Source organism: Bacillus sp. FF-1 (assembly GCF_028548245.1).
Classification (GTDB): Bacteria; Bacillota; Bacilli; order Bacillales; family Bacillaceae_G; genus Bacillus_A; species Bacillus_A paranthracis.
In genome coordinates this window covers 706,604-722,721 of sequence record NZ_JAQQGG010000002.1, presented here as the reverse complement: position 1 = coordinate 722,721, position 16,118 = coordinate 706,604, and the positions used below count along the sequence as shown (strand labels likewise).

The window sequence follows — 16,118 nt, the reverse complement described above, 5'->3', positions numbered from 1 at the left end:
ATCTCTTTCATATAGAAGGAGATCCTTTTTTGTTTCGTAATAAAAGCGCTTGTTCAACAGCCCATTTTTGATGATCATGAAGTAAATATTCTATAGCATGTAATGGAGACATCCACCTTAAAACATGATCCTCCTCACAGTTTCCAGTTCGTTTCTGCACCATGTTCGCAATATAAAAGAACCCATCGTTTAAATAATAAGTATCTTCTTTTTCCGCATAAAAATATCGCATTGCATTACCGATATATTGATTAATTTCAATTGCCCAACCTAATTCCTCTAGTAGTTCGCGATGTAAACATTCATCTTTTGTTTCGTTACCTTCCATACCGCCGCCAGGTAAAAAATAACGGTCTCCTTTTTGGATAACAGCAATTTTTGAAGAAGTAGAGTTAAAAATAATTGCATAACAACTAGGGCGTAATACATATTGCTCAGTAGGCTTTTTATAACCAAAAGTAAGTTTAGATATCATAAAACACGTCACCTCTCTATAAAATACATAAAAGGAATAATAAGGTAAGGTTAGAATTATATAAGTACAATCTTAATAGATTGGAGTGATAACAAAATGATAAATCGAAAGTGTACTCGCTGTAAAGAAATTACAGGTACATTGCACGGTGGTAAAAAAATTAAGGAAGAATTTCTATGTGAGGACTGTTTGCAAAAAGGAATTGCGAGTGGAGAAATCGAATTATCACAAGTGGAAGAAAAACAAACTTCATATCTTTCTATAAAAATATTAAAAATAATGAGTGTGATTTATTTAATAGGATCTATTTTAATGGCTTTTTCAACTGGTCCATTTATACATAATCTTGGGTTTGATGAAATATCCATTTCAGGATCAGAATTAGGTTTAATAAGTATTGTTATGTTAGGTTCTATATTTCAGTCAGTTCTTGTATTTTGCGGGATATGGGTATTTATCCTTTTAGTAGAAACAGTCATTAAAATTTATGAAAAAATGAAGTGAGTGAGAGGGAGAAACGTATGCGAGTAAGAAACATCCAAGGGGAAGATTATGTAAAGATTCATTCTGTTTTAAATGATTGGTGGGGCGGGAGAGACATGGCTGCTATGTTGCCAAAATTGTTTTTCGTTCACTTTCAAGAAACGAGTTTTATCATTGAAGAAGATGGCGAAACGTTAGGTTTCTTATGCGGATTCTTTTCGCAAACGCATAAAGAGGAAGCGTACGTTCATTTTATCGGGGTAAATCCGAAGTATAGAAGAAGAGGAATTGCATCGACATTGTATTCGTATTTCTTTGATGTCGCACGTGCAAATAATCGTAAAGTTGTAAAAGCAATTACGTCACCAGTTAATAAAAAATCGATACAGTTTCATCAAGAAATCGGTTTTCGAATTGAGGCTGGGGATGATGAGGTAGAGGGTGTATCGGTACATACAAATTATGATGGGAACGGCGGGAGTAGAGTTTTATTTTTGAAACATGTGTAAAAGTAGGCTAGCACAAAGTTAGCCTTTTTGTTGTGAGGAGATAACAAGTATGGAGAATAAACAAAGTAGAAATGAGTATGTAAGACGCATACATAAGGTTCAAGATTATATAGAATCCAACATCGATAGTTCACTATCTATTGAAGAGCTAGCCGATGTAGCAGGATTTTCTAAATATCATTTTCATCGGATTTTTAAAGGAATAGTAGACGAGCCGTTATCCCGGTATGTGAATCGCTTGAAGTTAGAAAGGGCAACGAACCTTCTTACATATCGATTGGATATGACGATTACGGATATCGCTTACCATTTTGGTTTTACAGATCCAGCAGTTTTCTCTCGGACATTTAAAAATTATTACGGTGTAAGTCCGTCTCAATATCGAAACCATAATAGCAAGAATTGCAAAGACGTAAGAAGAACTTCTCAATACAATGAATGTAAGAAGGTTCGAGGGAATGTTGAAATTGTAGCAGCAGACAATATAAACGTCGCATACATAAGGCATATCGGTACATATGAAGAGTTAACTATAGCTTTTCCGAAAATGATAGAGAAACTATTTCATTACGCAATTGAGCAAAACTATCATGTATTTGAGGATACGAAAGTATTAACCATTTACCACGATCATCATGAATTTACTGAGGACTATCATTTAAGAACAAGTTTATGTATAACAATTCCGGATGCGTCCACAGTAGAAACGAGTGATATTGGAATAATGATAATACCTTCAGGCAAGTATGCAGTAGGACATTTTGAAATATTCCAAGATGAATATAAGGGAGCGTGGGACTTTATATATGGTGAGTGGCTGCCAAATAGCGGATATAAACCGAGAGACTCGTATCCTTTTGAAGTATATAGAAATGATCCAAAGCAGCATCCAAAGCATAAACATTTAGTTGATATATATGTACCTATCGAACCTTTTTAATCATAGGTTAAAGGGGAAAGAATAATGAAAACTGCTGAAAAGTTAGATCAAATTATAAAAGAAGAATACAAAAATATGAATGGTATGTTAGTAGTGCAGAAAGGTAATGTTATTTTTGAAAACTATTATAACGGGCATGGTCCAGATGATGCATTTCATGTAGTGTCAGTCACAAAAACGATAATCTCGGCCCTAATTGGGATATGTATAGATAAAGGCTATATAAAAAGCGTTGATCAAAAAGTAATAGAGTTTTTTCCTGAATATAAACGTAAGGAATCTGAAATAACAGTGCGACACTTACTTGCAATGACAGCTCCATATCCTTTTGTAGACTGGCAGGAACCGTTAGAAGAATTATGTACACAACCAGACTGGTACAGTATACACTTCATAGAATGGGGAACGGCGGAGAGATTGGAACTTTTAAATATTCATCTGCAGGAGCGCATGTACTATCAGCAATTATCACGAGTGCAACAGGAAAAAGTGCGCGTGAATTTGCGAATGAACAGCTATTTCAGCCACTCGACATGAGAGAAATTCCAAACTACAATATGAAAGCGTTTGGATTTGATGACTTATTCGGAAAAGATGTAAAAGGATGGGTTCATGATCCAAATGGTATTTCGACAGGCGGCTGGGGACTAACGTTAACAGTTAAAGATATGGCTAAGTTTGGACAGATGTATTTGAATGAAGGTATTCATAATGGAAAACAAATAATATCAAAATCATGGATAAAAGAATCAACAGAAATGAACCAAAATCAATATGGTTACTTATGGTGGTTACGAGAAGATGGAATCTTTTCATACTGTGCAATGGGTGATGGTGGGAATATGATTTGTTGTATTCCAGAGAAGGAATTGGTTGTAGTAATTACTTCTGAAGTTATGCCGAATGCACGGGATAGATGGGAGTTAGTTAAAGGATACATACTTCCTTATTTAAAAGATTAATATGGGTATTTTTATGAAAATAAGAATGAAAGGTTTAGTTAAACTTGTTTTGTACTTCATGATAGAAAAAAGTGTGGTGTTAACAAAGTTATGTAACTAAGATTATAAAACTTCAACACCTATACGATTATTAAATAATTGCAAGGTGTTGAAGTACTTTTTAATCTATTAAGGCTGCTTTCAACTAAAAGAAGAAACATCTTTTTTCTTAGCTGTTTAACTATTTTTTAACTTTGTGTAGCATAAGATACATCGTGCCCAGCACAATTGCTAGTAAGGTAAATTTAATTAATTCTATTAGGCTGGCATCCCACTTGTTTTGTACTACATCTGTTAAATAAAATACATTAAACATACCATGTAAAATTGCTGGTGATATTACGGAACCACCATATTCCCTTGTGTACGTCAAAATGATAGATAATATAAATAATAAAGCAAGATAACTTAATATTCCTACAAACCAAAACTCATAGTTTTTATAAAAGATTGCTACTGGAATATGCCATAAAGACCAGAGAAAAGCTATAATAATAGCTGTTTGTTTGAATGAATATTTTTTTCGTAAATAGTAATGAAAATTCCCACGCCATATAATCTCTTCTAATAATGCAGATAAAAATCCGACTGTAAGACCAACGAGCAAGAGAAATCCTAATTCATTCCAATGATGATATAAGAACTTTATATCATCATTATAAAAATAGAAATGGAGACATAGTCCTAGAAGTAGTGGCAATAATATGGAGAAAATTAGTGTTTTTATTTTGGGACGTGAAAATCCAAATGTGTGAACTAAGTTTTGTTTCTTAAATAATTTTTGAAATAAAATAACAGCTAAAAGTGGAACAACCATGGTAAACCCCAAATAATTACGACCATTTTCTATGTTCAGCAAGATGATATATACAAGTGATGTGAGAAAATAAATACATAATGTTGAATGATAAACTATGTGTTTATTCATATTCTTCACCTGCCTAAGTATGTAGAAGTGGTTAATCGAATATCCGATATTTTAATTATATATGAAATGGAAATCGACAGAATGAATATTTCTATATTATTGTTTTTAATATAGAAAAAGTGTCGAAATTACATATATTGAACTTGTAGAAAAAATTAAGCTTTCCCCGTAACTTTCCACAACAAAAAATCGTTTAACAAAAGAAAGGATTTTCAATCACGAATGGGGGAGAACTATGAAGATATTAATTCTAGGTGGTACACGATTTTTAGGAAGAGCTTTCGTAGAAGAGACTTTACAGAGAGGGCATGAAGTTACATTATTTAATCGTGGAACAAACCAGGAGATTTTTCTAGAAGTGGAGCAGCTTATCGGGGACAGAAATGGTGATGTATCCAGTTTAGAAAATCGAAAATGGGATGTTGTCGTGGATACATGTGGGTTTTCTCCACATCACATTAGAAATGTTGGAGAAGTACTTAAAGATAATATTGAACACTATATATTCATCTCAAGCCTTTCCGTATATAAAGATTGGATTCCGCATGACATAAAAGAAGACTATATATTACAACCTGAACCGACGGCTGAGCAAATAAAGACTGTAGAAAATGGTGAAATATCTCCTTATGAGCATTATGGTGCACTGAAAGTATTATGCGAAAAAGAAGCAGAGAAGTATTGGCCGGGGCGTGTTTTACACGTAAGAGCAGGACTTCTTTCAGGAATGTTTGATTATACGGATCGACTTCCATACTGGATTGGGCGTATAGCAAAGGGAGGAGAAGTGTTAGTTCCAGGAAGAAAAGACCGTCCAGTGCAGATAGTTGATATAAAAGACGTCGCAAACTGGGGACTCAACATGGCAGAAAACAATAAAGCAGGTATATTCAATGTTACAGGTCCGAATGATGAATTGACGATGGAAGAGCTATTAAATACGTGTAAAAAGGTTACGAATAGTGATGCTGAATTCATTTGGGTAGATGAGTCATTTATGAAGGAACAAAAAATAGAGCCTTGGACAGAGATGCCTTTATGGATTCCGGAAACTTTTCCATTAGAAGGGGAAACGAAGCCATGGAAAGGTGGATTTTCAATTAGTATTGAAAGTGCTGTTAAAGAAGGACTTACTTTTAGAAGGTTAGAACATACAGTTACAGATGTGTATAAGTGGATGAAGAGTGTGGACGAATGGGAATTAAAAGCAGGTATTTCAAGGGAAAGAGAAAAGATGTTATTGGATAAGTGGTATGAAATAAAGAGAGCTTAAATAGGAATCTTATGAAAAAAGGACTCTGTTTATTGGTTAAACAGAGTCCTAATATGAATCTACCACTCAATCGGTTCTTCCCCATACATCTCCCATAGCTTAGGAAACATCTTTTTTAAACCTTCTTCATCGTCTTCATCCCAGTCAAATTCAAAATCAACATCGTCGAATTCTTCATTAGATAAGACATGGTAAAGTGTAAAGTAAGTATCATCTTCGTCACCAGTTTTTTCTACATATACAGTGAAACCGAAATATAAAGAAAGTTCTTCTATTTCTGGAACGTCATACTCACTCAAATTTTCTAATACAGGGATTAATCGTTCTGGATCTTCAATACAAGCTTCGTATGTCTCTTTTCCTTGATATAATAACCATCCACGGAAGTAATCAAAAGGATCATCTGAACAGCCACCCATAATAATATAAGCGGCTGCCCATAAACGGGAGGTATAGGAATCTTTCAAAATACGATGCATATGCGTATCAAAAGCAACAATTTCATGTACTGTACGTTTAGCAAGGTGGGAAGTAAGCCATTCTATTTGTTCTTCTTGGTCCTCACCTTTCGTTTTTGCACGAGCGAGTAGTTCCCAAAATTCTTCTTCGGTTATCGTCTTTTCTTTTATGTAATCTTCCCCTTGAATAGGGTCTATATATCCTTTTTTACGTTTGGAAGCAACTAGTTTATTAGCTTCTTTCATACATTCTTCTTCTGTTTCAAACTCTTTCGCTTTTACACTACCAGCTGTGCCAATTTTTCCGTAAAACACAACGTAGTCTTTTTCTTTCACAACGATTTTCCAAAACTTATTTGATTTCTCAGTTTGCTGGATTAATAACGTTTCCATCCGTACCCCCATAATGTTTTCTAGTGTGCAATGTGATTGTAACATATGTATATATACTTGTAATGATGAAAAACAAAAGTTTGGAAAATTCGAAAAAGATTGAATGAAGTGGATAAATTTAGTAACCTTATTTGTACAGTAATTACATAATTGTTTTGTGATAATTCGATATTTATATAAGGGGGCATTACGGATGGATCTTACGTTTAAAGTTGAGGAAACATGTTTTAATTACCGCGTCGGAGCAATTTGTAAATACGATAGTAAAATACTCATTCTGCAAGGTGACGGTGAAGATTTTTGGTATGTACCCGGCGGAAGAGTGAAAATGCTAGAGAATAGTGAAGATGCATTAAAACGAGAGCTTGCGGAAGAGATAGGTGTTCCTATTAAAAGGAAAAGGTTAATATGGTCAGTAGAAAATTTCTTTACGCTTTCTGAGCGAAAGTTTCATGAAATTAGTTTTTATTATGAAGTAGAGCTACATGAGTTACCTGCGAATGGAGCGGATCAATATATTTTGGAAGAAGAGGGTAGAACGTATTTGTTTAGATGGGTGTCAGTAGAAGAACTGCATACATATAACTTACAGCCTGCATTTATAAAAGAGAAAGTAAAGGATATAGCAGTACATACAGAACATATCGTTTTACAAAAATAAACGTATTCGGAGGGAAAAAGGGTGAAGGGGACTAAAAAAGAGGTACATATAAATGACAAAGTAATTCGTTACACACATATCGAAAAAGGTTCTAGTACGGTTTGCTTTATGTTCTCAGGTTCAGGATATAATTACGATAAGCCGTTATTTTATTACGCGACGATGCTTATGCTTGAACATAAAATTGATGTTGTACATATTCATTACTCTTACGATGAACAGGTAATGAATAAACCAATAGAAGAACTAACGAAAGTAATGATGGATGATATTAATCCCGTAATAAATGAAGTGTTGAAAAATGAACAATACAGCAAATCGATGTTTTTAGGGAAGTCACTCGGAACAATTCCGATTGCGAATGATTTAATGAAGAGAGAAGAATTCACGCAGTCAAAAATGATAGTGCTTACACCTTTACTAACTTTTGAATCTATTTTTGATTCTATTTTACATAGTAGTCACGAAGGACTTTTAGTTATTGGGGATAAAGATCATCAATATAATGCAGATCAAGTTAAGCAGTTATATAAAACGAATTTAACGATTGATGTTATCAAAAATGCAAATCATTCTGTAAATGTTGGGGAATTTGAAACAGAGAATTCAATTGAAGCGATAGCGAAAATAATAGAAAAGCTTAAAGAAATTGTTAGGGAAAACTAACTTATCAATACATGCAAAAAGAGGTGCGAATTGCACCTCTTTTATTTTAATAAGCCTTCAACACATGAAGCAAATAATCTTTCCGGTTCAGCGGATTATAATCAACACGTTTTCGAGTAGGGAAGGGAGGTTTCAGTTTTGTGAAACCAGCTGGCTTTGTTGTAAATATGCCTTCTCCTTCAGTGAATGAATGAAGCATTCGCTGAAAATTCTCTGTTTTCGCAACAGGTAACGATCCTGTTAAATGGTATGAGTCATTATTGAATATCGGCTCGCTAAAAGTTGCTGGAATAGCAGCGAGCTTATACATTGCGGTACTAATTGCCTGCTCCGGTACAGTTAATTCAAACGCATTAACTGGTTCATATACATATGTTTCAGCTTTCTTTAAAGCATCCATTAAAACGAGTGGCGTTACGTTTCTAAAGTCACTCGCTGTTGTAACAGGACTAGCATAACCTGTATGCGTTAACGTGACAGAAATATCCGTAACTTCCCAACCGTATAAACCTTGTTTTAACGTTTGAAATACAGTATCTTCAATCGCTTTATGAAATGCTAAAGGTAGTGAGCCAAGTTCAACGCCTAATGTATATGTTATGCCAGAATTAAGTTCACCACGTTCGACTTTGAATCCAACTGTTGCGTAAAATGGATTCGTTTTTTCGCCCATTACTTCAACGGAAATCCCAATGCCAATTGGCTTCTCAATACATACAACTCGCGTATTTGAAAAAGTAACCTGCAAATTATATTTCTCAAAAAGAGTCGTTTCAATTACTTCTTTTTGTACTTGACCGAAAAGGCGAATGTATAGTTCATTATGAACATCATCTTTCCACACTTTAATGAGTGGATCTTCTTCACATAGTTCCATAAGAGCAGTGTATAAATCATGAATTCGTTCTTTAGGTACTGCATCGATGGCAGCTTCCATTTGTGGTTCGGCAAAGTGAATATCTTTTATATAATCAGTCCGTGCACCGATAATATCACCAATTTTAATATCACTTAGTCCCCACACTTTGCAAAATTCTCCGCTAGGAACGGTAGAAGTTTGAACAGCATCTCCATTATGAAACATGCACATTTTTTTAATCTTTTCCTTATGTGGTAGAGACTGATCGCGCTGTATATCAACATGTTTTCTAACGTGTAAGTTACCAGAAAAAACTCTTACATATGCAATCTTTTCTCCAGAAGGTTCACGTTCAATTTTAAAAACAATACCGGACAATTTTTCGTCTTGAGACAGATTATGAGCTGGAAGTAAGGTTGAAATATTTTCAAGTAGTTCAGATACTCCTATACCCGTCATTGCGGAACCGAAGAAAATCGGATACACATTTGCTTGCGCTATTTGTTTAATGAGTTCTTCTCTTAACATTGTGTCCGTTACGATTTCGTTATTTACATATGACTCAAGTAACGATTCATTATATGGTGCTAATCGTTCTATACAATCATCATATGATTTATATTCAATAATACGAGCTTCCTTTGTTCCTTCGTTTAGGACAGAGTAAAAGGGGAATGCTTCATTTGAAAGAATCGTTTTTATTTGCTTTACAACTTTTTCACTATTTGCACCACGACGATCAATTTTATTTACAAATAAAATAGTCGGTATGTTTAGTTTCTGTAACGTTCGCATTAAAATCTTCGTTTGTGCTTGCACACCTTCAACGGCAGAAATAACTAAAATCGCACCGTCTAAAACGCGGAATGATCGCTCCACTTCAGCGATAAAATCAGCGTGTCCCGGTGTATCGATGACATTTACTTTTAAGTCATCAATAAGGAAAGAAACGACGGATGCTTTAATCGTAATTCCGCGCTGCCTTTCTAATTCCATTGAGTCTGTTTGCGTACTTCCGCCATCAACTCGGCCAATTTCTTTAATCACATTCGTTTCATAAAGAATACGTTCAGTCAAACTCGTCTTGCCAGCGTCTACATGCGCGACAATCCCTATATTTATTGTTGTCATATATCAATATCCTCATTTCATTTTCCATTTTCATTTCCTCATTTCTATTTGTGTATTGCCGCATTACAATCACTCTCCAGTCATTTAAATTATTACTATTATAATGTAATTTACATTTTTTGTAACGCTACAAAGCGCCTTAATTTGGAAAAAATAAAATGAAAACAAAATGCTTGCATTCTTAATCGATATAGATTATATTAATTGACGTATCAACTATTGATATATCAAATGTTTTTTAATTGGATGTAAAGGAGGGGTAATTTGACAAGTTCATGCTCAAAAGAAGCGATTATTTTATATAAATTACACTTTCTAAATAAAGAAGTAAGTTCGAAGTTTGAAGGGTGTACAGGTATGAGCCAATCTCGTTTAGAGCTTATACTTCAGTTATATGAAGTAGGTGAAATTAGTCAAAAAGCACTTCAGCAAGAAGTGAATATTGATAATGCGGCGATTACGAGGCATTTAAAGCAGCTTGAGGCTAATGAAATGATTGTAAGACGTAAAAATCCAGATGATAACAGAATTACGTTAGTTTCTCTAACTGAAGAGGGACGAAATAAAATTCAAGCGTTTCAAGAGGAAAAAGAACGTTTTGCAGCATCGGCATTTAAAGGATTAAGTGAAGAAGAACGCGATAATCTTTTAAATATGTTAAATCACATTCAAGAAAATATAAAAGAATTATAAAAAAGGGAGAATACAACTATGACTAACTCAGTAAAAACAAATGATTTTAACGAAATTTTAACAGGACGTCGTTCCATTCGTAAGTACGATCCTTCAGTGAAAATTAGTAAAGAAGAAATGACAGAAATTCTTACAGAAGCAACACTTGCGCCATCTTCAGTAAACATGCAACCATGGAGATTCGTAGTGATTGAAAGTGACGAAGCGAAAGCAACACTTGCACCACTTGCGAAATTTAATCAATCTCAAGTAGAAACTTCTTCAGCAATGATTGCTTTATTTGGTGATTTAAACAACTTTGATAACGCAGAAGAAATTTACGGTACAGCAGTAGAGCGCGGTTTCATGCCAGCAGAAGTAAAAGAAGACCAGATGAAAAAACTTTCAGCTTACTTCTCAATGGTTACACCAGAAGTAATGAAAGATACTGTACTTATTGACGGTGGTCTTGTAGCAATGCAATTTATGCTAGCAGCTCGTGCTCACGGTTATGATACTTGTCCAATTGGTGGTTTTGAAAAAGATCAAATCGCTGAAGCGTTCGGATTAGATAAAGAACGTTACGTACCAGTAATGTTAATTTCAGTCGGAAAAGCTGCTGACAGTGGTTACCAATCAGTACGTCTTCCAGTTGAAAAAGTTGCTGAGTGGAAGTAATTTCAAAAGAAATAAGTGAAATATGAGAGGGGAAACACCATGATTATTATTCACGCAACATTTCAAGTAGATCCAGCGAAACAACAAACATTTTTAGAAGAAGTTCAACCATTACTTCATGGTTCAAGAGAAGAAAGTGGAAATGTATCTTATGATCTTTATAAAGATGTAGAAAAAGAAAATGTGTATACGATGGTAGAAGTATGGAAAGATGAAGTAGCAGTTGCGAGTCATAATACGAGTGAACACTTCACATCTTTCGTTAGCAAAGTAAAACAGTTGTTAACTGCTCCTCTTGATATAAAAGCTTATAATGGAGAGTTAGTAAAATAATGAGGTAGAAAAAGATGACTTTAGCGTGTTGCTGGGGTCATCTTTTTTGTATAAGTGGAATCCATTCTCGACATAGCTATGTTGGAAAAATGGTGGTGTTCTTATCTTTGGAAATAGAAATTAATGATAAAATAAATAATTAGGACAAAGAAATTCCTTTTGTGTTTAATACAAATTAGATGGAAAATTGAATCTGCATAGTTGGTTAATTCTTGATGGACAGGCTAATAGATAAACCTACTGCACTTAAATTTATAGAGGAGGGCTAAAAGGTGATTAACTGGAAAGATAGGATAACAACTTTAGTTTTAGTGAAGCAAGAGTTAATGAAGCAAGATGTCGAGCAAATATGGCAACATCACTTTCCTGAAGTAGGAGCAAGTGAAGAGGATATATATGCTTTTGAACAAGAATGGGGGTATAAACATGATTTAAAATATCGAGATTTTTTAAATCATGTTAATGGTTGGAAAGGGTTGTATCAAACTGTGGACTTATTTGGTATAGAACAACTGAAGAAATCAACTATAATGGAGTACGCTCAAATGTTATTAACAGTTATTGATGACGATGTGTTAAAAGAAAGTGGCGTTGTAAGGCAAGAGTTATTACCAATAGCGGTAACTGAATTTGATAAGGACTTATTTGTTTTATGTTTACCAAATTCATCTAGACCAGGTGAGATCATTTGGTTTGCTGGAGAAGAAATAGATAGGTTTAACAATTTTGACGAGTATTTCTTGGCAATGGTTGATTACAATAGAGAAGAAATATTGGCTTTAAAAAATTATATACAGTAGTAGGATGGAGAAGTTAGCATGAAAGTCTGAAATACATACTGCTGTTTTAAGGAATGTAGAGCAGCCTAAATCACAGAGTAATGTGGGGTACAACAAATACATCATTAACATGAAGAAGTATGAGATTATGAGCTAATAAAGAGTTTTATTAAAGTTCCAATTCAGAGGTGAAATCTGTGAAAATTAAAATTATAAAAAATGAAGGAATATATAATGACCAGAATGTAGTAAGCTTTTCTTCTCCGTTTGGTTGTGGAAAAGCTAGTTGGAATGGAGAAGCTCCAATAGAAGGTCGAGAATATTATGTCGAGCTAGAAATACGAGATACAGTAGCGTGGAGAAAAGATGTTAATAAGTCTGACAAAAAGCAATACTGTATTAAAAATAATAGAAATTCCACAATTATAGTATGTGAAGTGGAAACATTTTTTGAGCATGAATGTTATAATTTTAAAATTGGCCGAAGTATATTTACCCTTGATATTGAGGGAGTACCATATCCGAAAGGAACATTTGTTGAGATAAGTTCTCAGAATCTCATTTTGTATGATATAAATTTCTAAGTATGAGAAATAGGCGAAATACATATATTACGTTTTATTGAAGCCTTAATTGTTGTAAAAATGAAACCGCCTTTAAATAAGAAAATGAAATTAACTGTAAATTAACTTTATTTACTTATACTTCATTACATGTTAACCTATACTTAATTTTTATAAATTATAATTAATTTTTAAGTTTTTTAAGGGTGTGAAAATGTAATGAAATCAGTATTGAAAAGCATACTTATTTCCTTTGTTTTTTCTGCAGTAGGTATGTGTTGGTTGCTGTTCTTATTATTCAAAGGGGACGGAGACTGGTTATTGTCTTGGATAGGCGTATTAATGGCATATTTATCTTTATTCACTTTAATAGATTTATATTGTAAAACTACATACGACAAAAAATAAATAAATGGCTTATAAAAACAGCGGTGACTAGCTTTAGTTTTGCTGTGTTAGGAATTTCATTTTGTATCATACACGAGCTATTAACACCATGGAGTCTCAGTTTAATGGTGTGGTATTGGTTGGTAATGTTAGTGTTATTTTTAACGACCATACTATCATTAGTCAGTCTCGTATTTGTTAATCGTAAAAATCATAATTTCACCGGTGTATATAGAATACTTATACTTCTAAATCTACTTCTTACGTTAGGACCAGTATTATGGCCACTATTACTTTCTATTATCGGAAATGGTATGAACGCTAGTGCAGGATGGTAAAGGTGAATATAGATTAGTTGTTTAAATAAAAGAGAACGTGTTTACATAAAAAATGAAAACACGTTCTTTTTTATTCATTTTAATACGAACACAATGAAACATCTTAAAATAATTAAGATAAGGTGAAATAAAAACGGGGGAGGTTAAGGGACTTTCCTTATTTTTTATGCCCTTTTTATTTTCATACATAATTCTTTCTCAGCAGATTGTATCAAACTTTAAACGTAAGTATTTCGTAAGGAATGGATAAGAAAAAAGACAGTTTTATCATATAGGATGAAAGTATAGCTTGAATCAATACGATATGAATAGGGGAGAGAAATCCTTATGAAAAAACGTAATTCAATGAAGTTAGCGAGTTTGACAGTTTTATTAGCGGGTACTACTCTATTTACACCTGGTTTTACTGTGAAAGCAGAGTCTACTCAAAGTATTTCTAATTCGTCAAAAGTACATGATCAAAAGAATCGGAATGGCTGGAAACAAGTATTACAGGAAACAATCCAAATTGGAGCACCAGGGGTATTAGCTAAGACGTCTAATAAAGGGAAAATTAGTAGTTATACTGCTGGCGTAGCAGATTTAAGCACAAAGAAACCGGTGAAATCAGATTATCGCTTTCGAATTGGTAGTGTGACGAAAACTTTTACCGCCACGACGGTTCTTCAATTAGTTGGAGAAAATCGCGTACAACTTGACGATTCAATTGAGAAGTGGTTACCGGGTCTCGTTCAAGGAAATGGGTATGATGGCAATCAAATTACGATACGCCAACTTTTGAATCATACAAGTGGTATCGCTGAATACTTAAAGTCAAAAGATGCTGACATAATGAATTCGAAAAAAACGTATACAGCTGAAGAAATAGTGAAAATAGGTCTTTCTCTACCTCCAGATTTCTCGCCGGGCAAAGACTGGTTGTATTCAAACACAGGATATGTAATATTGGGAATGCTAATTGAAAAAATAACTGGTAATAGTTATGCGGAAGAAATTGAAAAGCGAATTATTGAACCTCTGGACTTGCCAAATACGTTTTTACCAGGAAATTCACCCGTCATTCCAGGAAAGAATCATGCTCGTGGATATGTGAAAATGGACGAAACAGGCGAGTTGAAAGACATTACGTATTATAATCCGAGTTTAGCTAATGCAGCTGGAGATATGATTTCTAATGCGGATGATTTAAACAAGTTCTTTTCATCTTTACTCGGTGGTAAGTTACTGAAGGAACACGAGTTAAAAGAAATGCTTACTACAGTTCCTATAGAAGGAAAAGGGGTTGGTGATGGATATGGCCTTGGAATCTATGAGACGAAACTTCCAAATGGTGTCTCAGTTTGGGGGCACGGAGGATCAATTCCTGGGTTTATGACTTTTGCTGGTGGAGTAATTGGAGGCAAGCATACATTTGCTGTCAATGCTAATTCTTTAGGTCCGGTTGAAATCCTTACACAGTTTAATAAAATGATGCAAGTTGAATTTAATAAATAATAGATGAAAAGAGTTCTACTATAGAGGTATATAAGGACTTGTATGTGATTTAATTGTTATTAAAATATACTCTTAAAAAATCCCGAATCATGAGCAATTTACTTCCCATGATGCGGGTTTTTTATGTGCTGTTACAAGAAAAGTAATGATGTATTTAAATTTTTTCATTTTACTATAAATCTATTATATTTATTTGATATTTCTTATTTATAGTGACTTTTACATTTTTAAAATATTGCAACATACAAAGGTAAGTAGTTCTAGATTTTGGGGTTAATAATAAGTGAATTCTGATTTTTGTTGAAAAATATTTAAATGTATTTCCGTAATTTACATAATAAGGTACTTTTATCGTATGAATTAATAACAAATAGAATTAAGTATACAAAAATAGATAATTATGATTTGTGTAAGAATGATTGACTATTATGAAAATAATGATTAATATAAGTTTTATATTTTGGTTCCATTTATATTACAAATTTGTATTTTATTTCAAATTTAATTGTGTCGTAAACTATAATTGAATATATTGTGAAAAAGAATAGGAAGCGGGAACAGCAATAGAAAAGGCTATCTTTTCAAATTTTGTAATGAAATCAAAGGAAGGATAAATATGTATAAACAAGTAGTAGAACTGTTAGAAGAAGCGGCTATATCGTATACACAATATACACATGAGCCAATATTAGATTATGAAACAGATAGAAAAATTAGAGAAAGGTTTAAATTAGAAGGTGTACCCAGTAAAAGTTTATTTTTAAAAGATAAATCAAATAACTATTACATATTTGTAACTGTTGAAGGAGAAAAATTAGATTCAAAACTTATGAAAGATTTGGTTGGAAAAAAGATTTCTATTTGTTCAGCCGAGGAGTTAATAGAAAAAACTTCTTGTGTTCCAGGGTGTGTATCTCCATTTGGCTATTCAGATGAAATCACACTTATTATAGATCGAAAAATTTATAACTATAATAAATTTTTGTTATCTCCCGGTATACCTGAGATAACAATTGAAATACCTACAAAAAGTATAAATAAAATCTTAAATATTGTTGAGAATAATATTTTAATATATGAGAAAAGATCATAAATAT

The 16,118-nt window shown here is 33.4% G+C and carries 17 protein-coding genes and 2 pseudogenes; 15 read left to right on the top strand and 4 right to left on the bottom strand.

What is annotated here, in order from left to right; all coding sequences use genetic code 11:
- Nucleotides 1-7 precede the first annotated feature (7 nt).
- Nucleotides 8-475, bottom strand: coding sequence for an NUDIX hydrolase (locus PQF83_RS09205; RefSeq protein WP_000624027.1), 468 nt, complete (start codon nt 473-475; stop codon nt 8-10).
- A 96-nt stretch (nt 476-571) separates the two neighbouring features.
- Here PQF83_RS09205 and PQF83_RS09200 point away from each other — a divergent pair, with 96 nt between their 5' ends.
- The 4 genes and pseudogenes from PQF83_RS09200 (at nt 572) to PQF83_RS09185 (ending at nt 3,369) form a co-directional block, all read left to right on the top strand.
- Nucleotides 572-979, top strand: a complete 408-nt coding sequence (locus PQF83_RS09200) for a DUF3980 domain-containing protein (protein ID WP_000610501.1) — start codon at nt 572-574, stop codon at nt 977-979.
- A 17-nt stretch (nt 980-996) separates the two neighbouring features.
- Nucleotides 997-1,467 carry a GNAT family N-acetyltransferase gene (locus PQF83_RS09195; protein ID WP_001266048.1) on the top strand — a complete coding sequence of 157 codons (471 nt, stop codon included), beginning with the start codon at nt 997-999 and terminating at the stop codon, nt 1,465-1,467.
- A gap of 49 nt (nt 1,468-1,516) precedes the next feature.
- Nucleotides 1,517-2,407 (top strand): AraC family transcriptional regulator, encoded by an 891-nt coding sequence (locus tag PQF83_RS09190; protein ID WP_048520047.1) that lies wholly within the window; start codon nt 1,517-1,519, stop codon nt 2,405-2,407.
- Between the two features lie 24 nt (nt 2,408-2,431).
- Nucleotides 2,432-3,369: pseudogene (locus PQF83_RS09185) on the top strand (serine hydrolase domain-containing protein).
- 220 nt (nt 3,370-3,589) lie between these two features.
- Here PQF83_RS09185 and PQF83_RS09180 read toward each other — a convergent pair.
- A complete protein-coding gene (locus PQF83_RS09180) occupies nt 3,590-4,345 on the bottom strand; it encodes a CPBP family intramembrane glutamic endopeptidase (protein ID WP_073541993.1) in 756 nt (251 codons plus the stop codon).
- A 226-nt stretch (nt 4,346-4,571) separates the two neighbouring features.
- On the opposite strand from PQF83_RS09180, the gene PQF83_RS09175 reads away from it, so the two are divergent.
- Complete coding sequence (locus tag PQF83_RS09175; RefSeq protein WP_000697743.1) at nt 4,572-5,609, top strand: SDR family oxidoreductase; 1,038 nt, start codon at nt 4,572-4,574, stop codon at nt 5,607-5,609.
- Nucleotides 5,610-5,668: 59 nt separating this feature from the next.
- Here PQF83_RS09175 and PQF83_RS09170 read toward each other — a convergent pair whose 3' ends face one another.
- Entirely contained in the window at nt 5,669-6,460 is a 792-nt protein-coding gene (locus PQF83_RS09170; protein ID WP_000449112.1) for a DUF4240 domain-containing protein, read from the bottom strand.
- Between the two features lie 193 nt (nt 6,461-6,653).
- On the opposite strand from PQF83_RS09170, the gene PQF83_RS09165 reads away from it, so the two are divergent.
- Both PQF83_RS09165 and PQF83_RS09160 read left to right on the top strand, forming a co-directional pair.
- On the top strand, nt 6,654-7,121 hold the full coding sequence (locus PQF83_RS09165; protein ID WP_000366260.1) for an NUDIX hydrolase: 468 nt from the start codon (nt 6,654-6,656) through the stop codon (nt 7,119-7,121).
- Between the two features lie 21 nt (nt 7,122-7,142).
- Entirely contained in the window at nt 7,143-7,787 is a 645-nt protein-coding gene (locus PQF83_RS09160) for an alpha/beta family hydrolase (protein WP_000679149.1), read from the top strand.
- A 46-nt stretch (nt 7,788-7,833) separates the two neighbouring features.
- On the opposite strand, the gene PQF83_RS09155 is transcribed toward PQF83_RS09160, so the two are convergent.
- The gene (locus PQF83_RS09155) at nt 7,834-9,777 is read right to left on the bottom strand and encodes a GTP-binding protein (protein WP_000207781.1); all 1,944 of its coding nucleotides are present in this window, start codon (nt 9,775-9,777) and stop codon (nt 7,834-7,836) included.
- Nucleotides 9,778-10,041: 264 nt separating this feature from the next.
- On the opposite strand from PQF83_RS09155, the gene PQF83_RS09150 reads away from it, so the two are divergent.
- The 8 genes and pseudogenes from PQF83_RS09150 to PQF83_RS09115 all read left to right on the top strand — a co-directional run bounded on the left by PQF83_RS09150 (nt 10,042) and on the right by PQF83_RS09115 (nt 16,114).
- Complete coding sequence (locus PQF83_RS09150; protein WP_000204172.1) at nt 10,042-10,470, top strand: MarR family winged helix-turn-helix transcriptional regulator; 429 nt, start codon at nt 10,042-10,044, stop codon at nt 10,468-10,470.
- Between the two features lie 18 nt (nt 10,471-10,488).
- Nucleotides 10,489-11,127, top strand: coding sequence for a nitroreductase family protein (locus tag PQF83_RS09145; RefSeq protein ID WP_000185386.1), 639 nt, complete (start codon nt 10,489-10,491; stop codon nt 11,125-11,127).
- A gap of 39 nt (nt 11,128-11,166) precedes the next feature.
- Nucleotides 11,167-11,460: a putative quinol monooxygenase gene (locus PQF83_RS09140; protein ID WP_000583838.1), complete on the top strand. Its 294-nt coding sequence runs from the start codon at nt 11,167-11,169 to the stop codon at nt 11,458-11,460.
- A 272-nt stretch (nt 11,461-11,732) separates the two neighbouring features.
- Nucleotides 11,733-12,260, top strand: coding sequence for an SMI1/KNR4 family protein (locus PQF83_RS09135; protein WP_000611506.1), 528 nt, complete (start codon nt 11,733-11,735; stop codon nt 12,258-12,260).
- Nucleotides 12,261-12,436: 176 nt separating this feature from the next.
- Nucleotides 12,437-12,823: a hypothetical protein gene (locus PQF83_RS09130; RefSeq protein WP_000694018.1), complete on the top strand. Its 387-nt coding sequence runs from the start codon at nt 12,437-12,439 to the stop codon at nt 12,821-12,823.
- A gap of 198 nt (nt 12,824-13,021) precedes the next feature.
- Nucleotides 13,022-13,527: pseudogene (locus tag PQF83_RS09125) on the top strand (DUF3902 family protein).
- A 327-nt stretch (nt 13,528-13,854) separates the two neighbouring features.
- On the top strand, nt 13,855-15,021 hold the full coding sequence (locus PQF83_RS09120; RefSeq protein ID WP_000747151.1) for a serine hydrolase domain-containing protein: 1,167 nt from the start codon (nt 13,855-13,857) through the stop codon (nt 15,019-15,021).
- A gap of 616 nt (nt 15,022-15,637) precedes the next feature.
- Nucleotides 15,638-16,114 carry a YbaK/EbsC family protein gene (locus tag PQF83_RS09115; protein ID WP_000278064.1) on the top strand — a complete coding sequence of 159 codons (477 nt, stop codon included), beginning with the start codon at nt 15,638-15,640 and terminating at the stop codon, nt 16,112-16,114.
- The last annotated feature ends 4 nt before the right edge of the window (nt 16,115-16,118 follow it).

What these genes read in the sequence shown, in the direction of transcription:
- PQF83_RS09195 (WP_001266048.1), top strand. Translation starts at nt 997, where the DNA reads ATGCGAGTAAGAAACATCCAAGGGGAAGATTATGTAAAGATTCATTCT.
- PQF83_RS09200 (WP_000610501.1), top strand. Translation starts at nt 572, where the DNA reads ATGATAAATCGAAAGTGTACTCGCTGTAAAGAAATTACAGGTACATTG.
- PQF83_RS09165 (WP_000366260.1), top strand. Translation starts at nt 6,654, where the DNA reads ATGGATCTTACGTTTAAAGTTGAGGAAACATGTTTTAATTACCGCGTC.
- PQF83_RS09170 (WP_000449112.1), bottom strand. Translation starts at nt 6,460, where the DNA reads ATGGAAACGTTATTAATCCAGCAAACTGAGAAATCAAATAAGTTTTGG.
- PQF83_RS09155 (WP_000207781.1), bottom strand. Translation starts at nt 9,777, where the DNA reads ATGACAACAATAAATATAGGGATTGTCGCGCATGTAGACGCTGGCAAG.
- PQF83_RS09175 (WP_000697743.1), top strand. Translation starts at nt 4,572, where the DNA reads ATGAAGATATTAATTCTAGGTGGTACACGATTTTTAGGAAGAGCTTTC.
- PQF83_RS09120 (WP_000747151.1), top strand. Translation starts at nt 13,855, where the DNA reads ATGAAAAAACGTAATTCAATGAAGTTAGCGAGTTTGACAGTTTTATTA.
- PQF83_RS09190 (WP_048520047.1), top strand. Translation starts at nt 1,517, where the DNA reads ATGGAGAATAAACAAAGTAGAAATGAGTATGTAAGACGCATACATAAG.
- PQF83_RS09115 (WP_000278064.1), top strand. Translation starts at nt 15,638, where the DNA reads ATGTATAAACAAGTAGTAGAACTGTTAGAAGAAGCGGCTATATCGTAT.
- PQF83_RS09140 (WP_000583838.1), top strand. Translation starts at nt 11,167, where the DNA reads ATGATTATTATTCACGCAACATTTCAAGTAGATCCAGCGAAACAACAA.
- PQF83_RS09145 (WP_000185386.1), top strand. Translation starts at nt 10,489, where the DNA reads ATGACTAACTCAGTAAAAACAAATGATTTTAACGAAATTTTAACAGGA.
- PQF83_RS09205 (WP_000624027.1), bottom strand. Translation starts at nt 475, where the DNA reads ATGATATCTAAACTTACTTTTGGTTATAAAAAGCCTACTGAGCAATAT.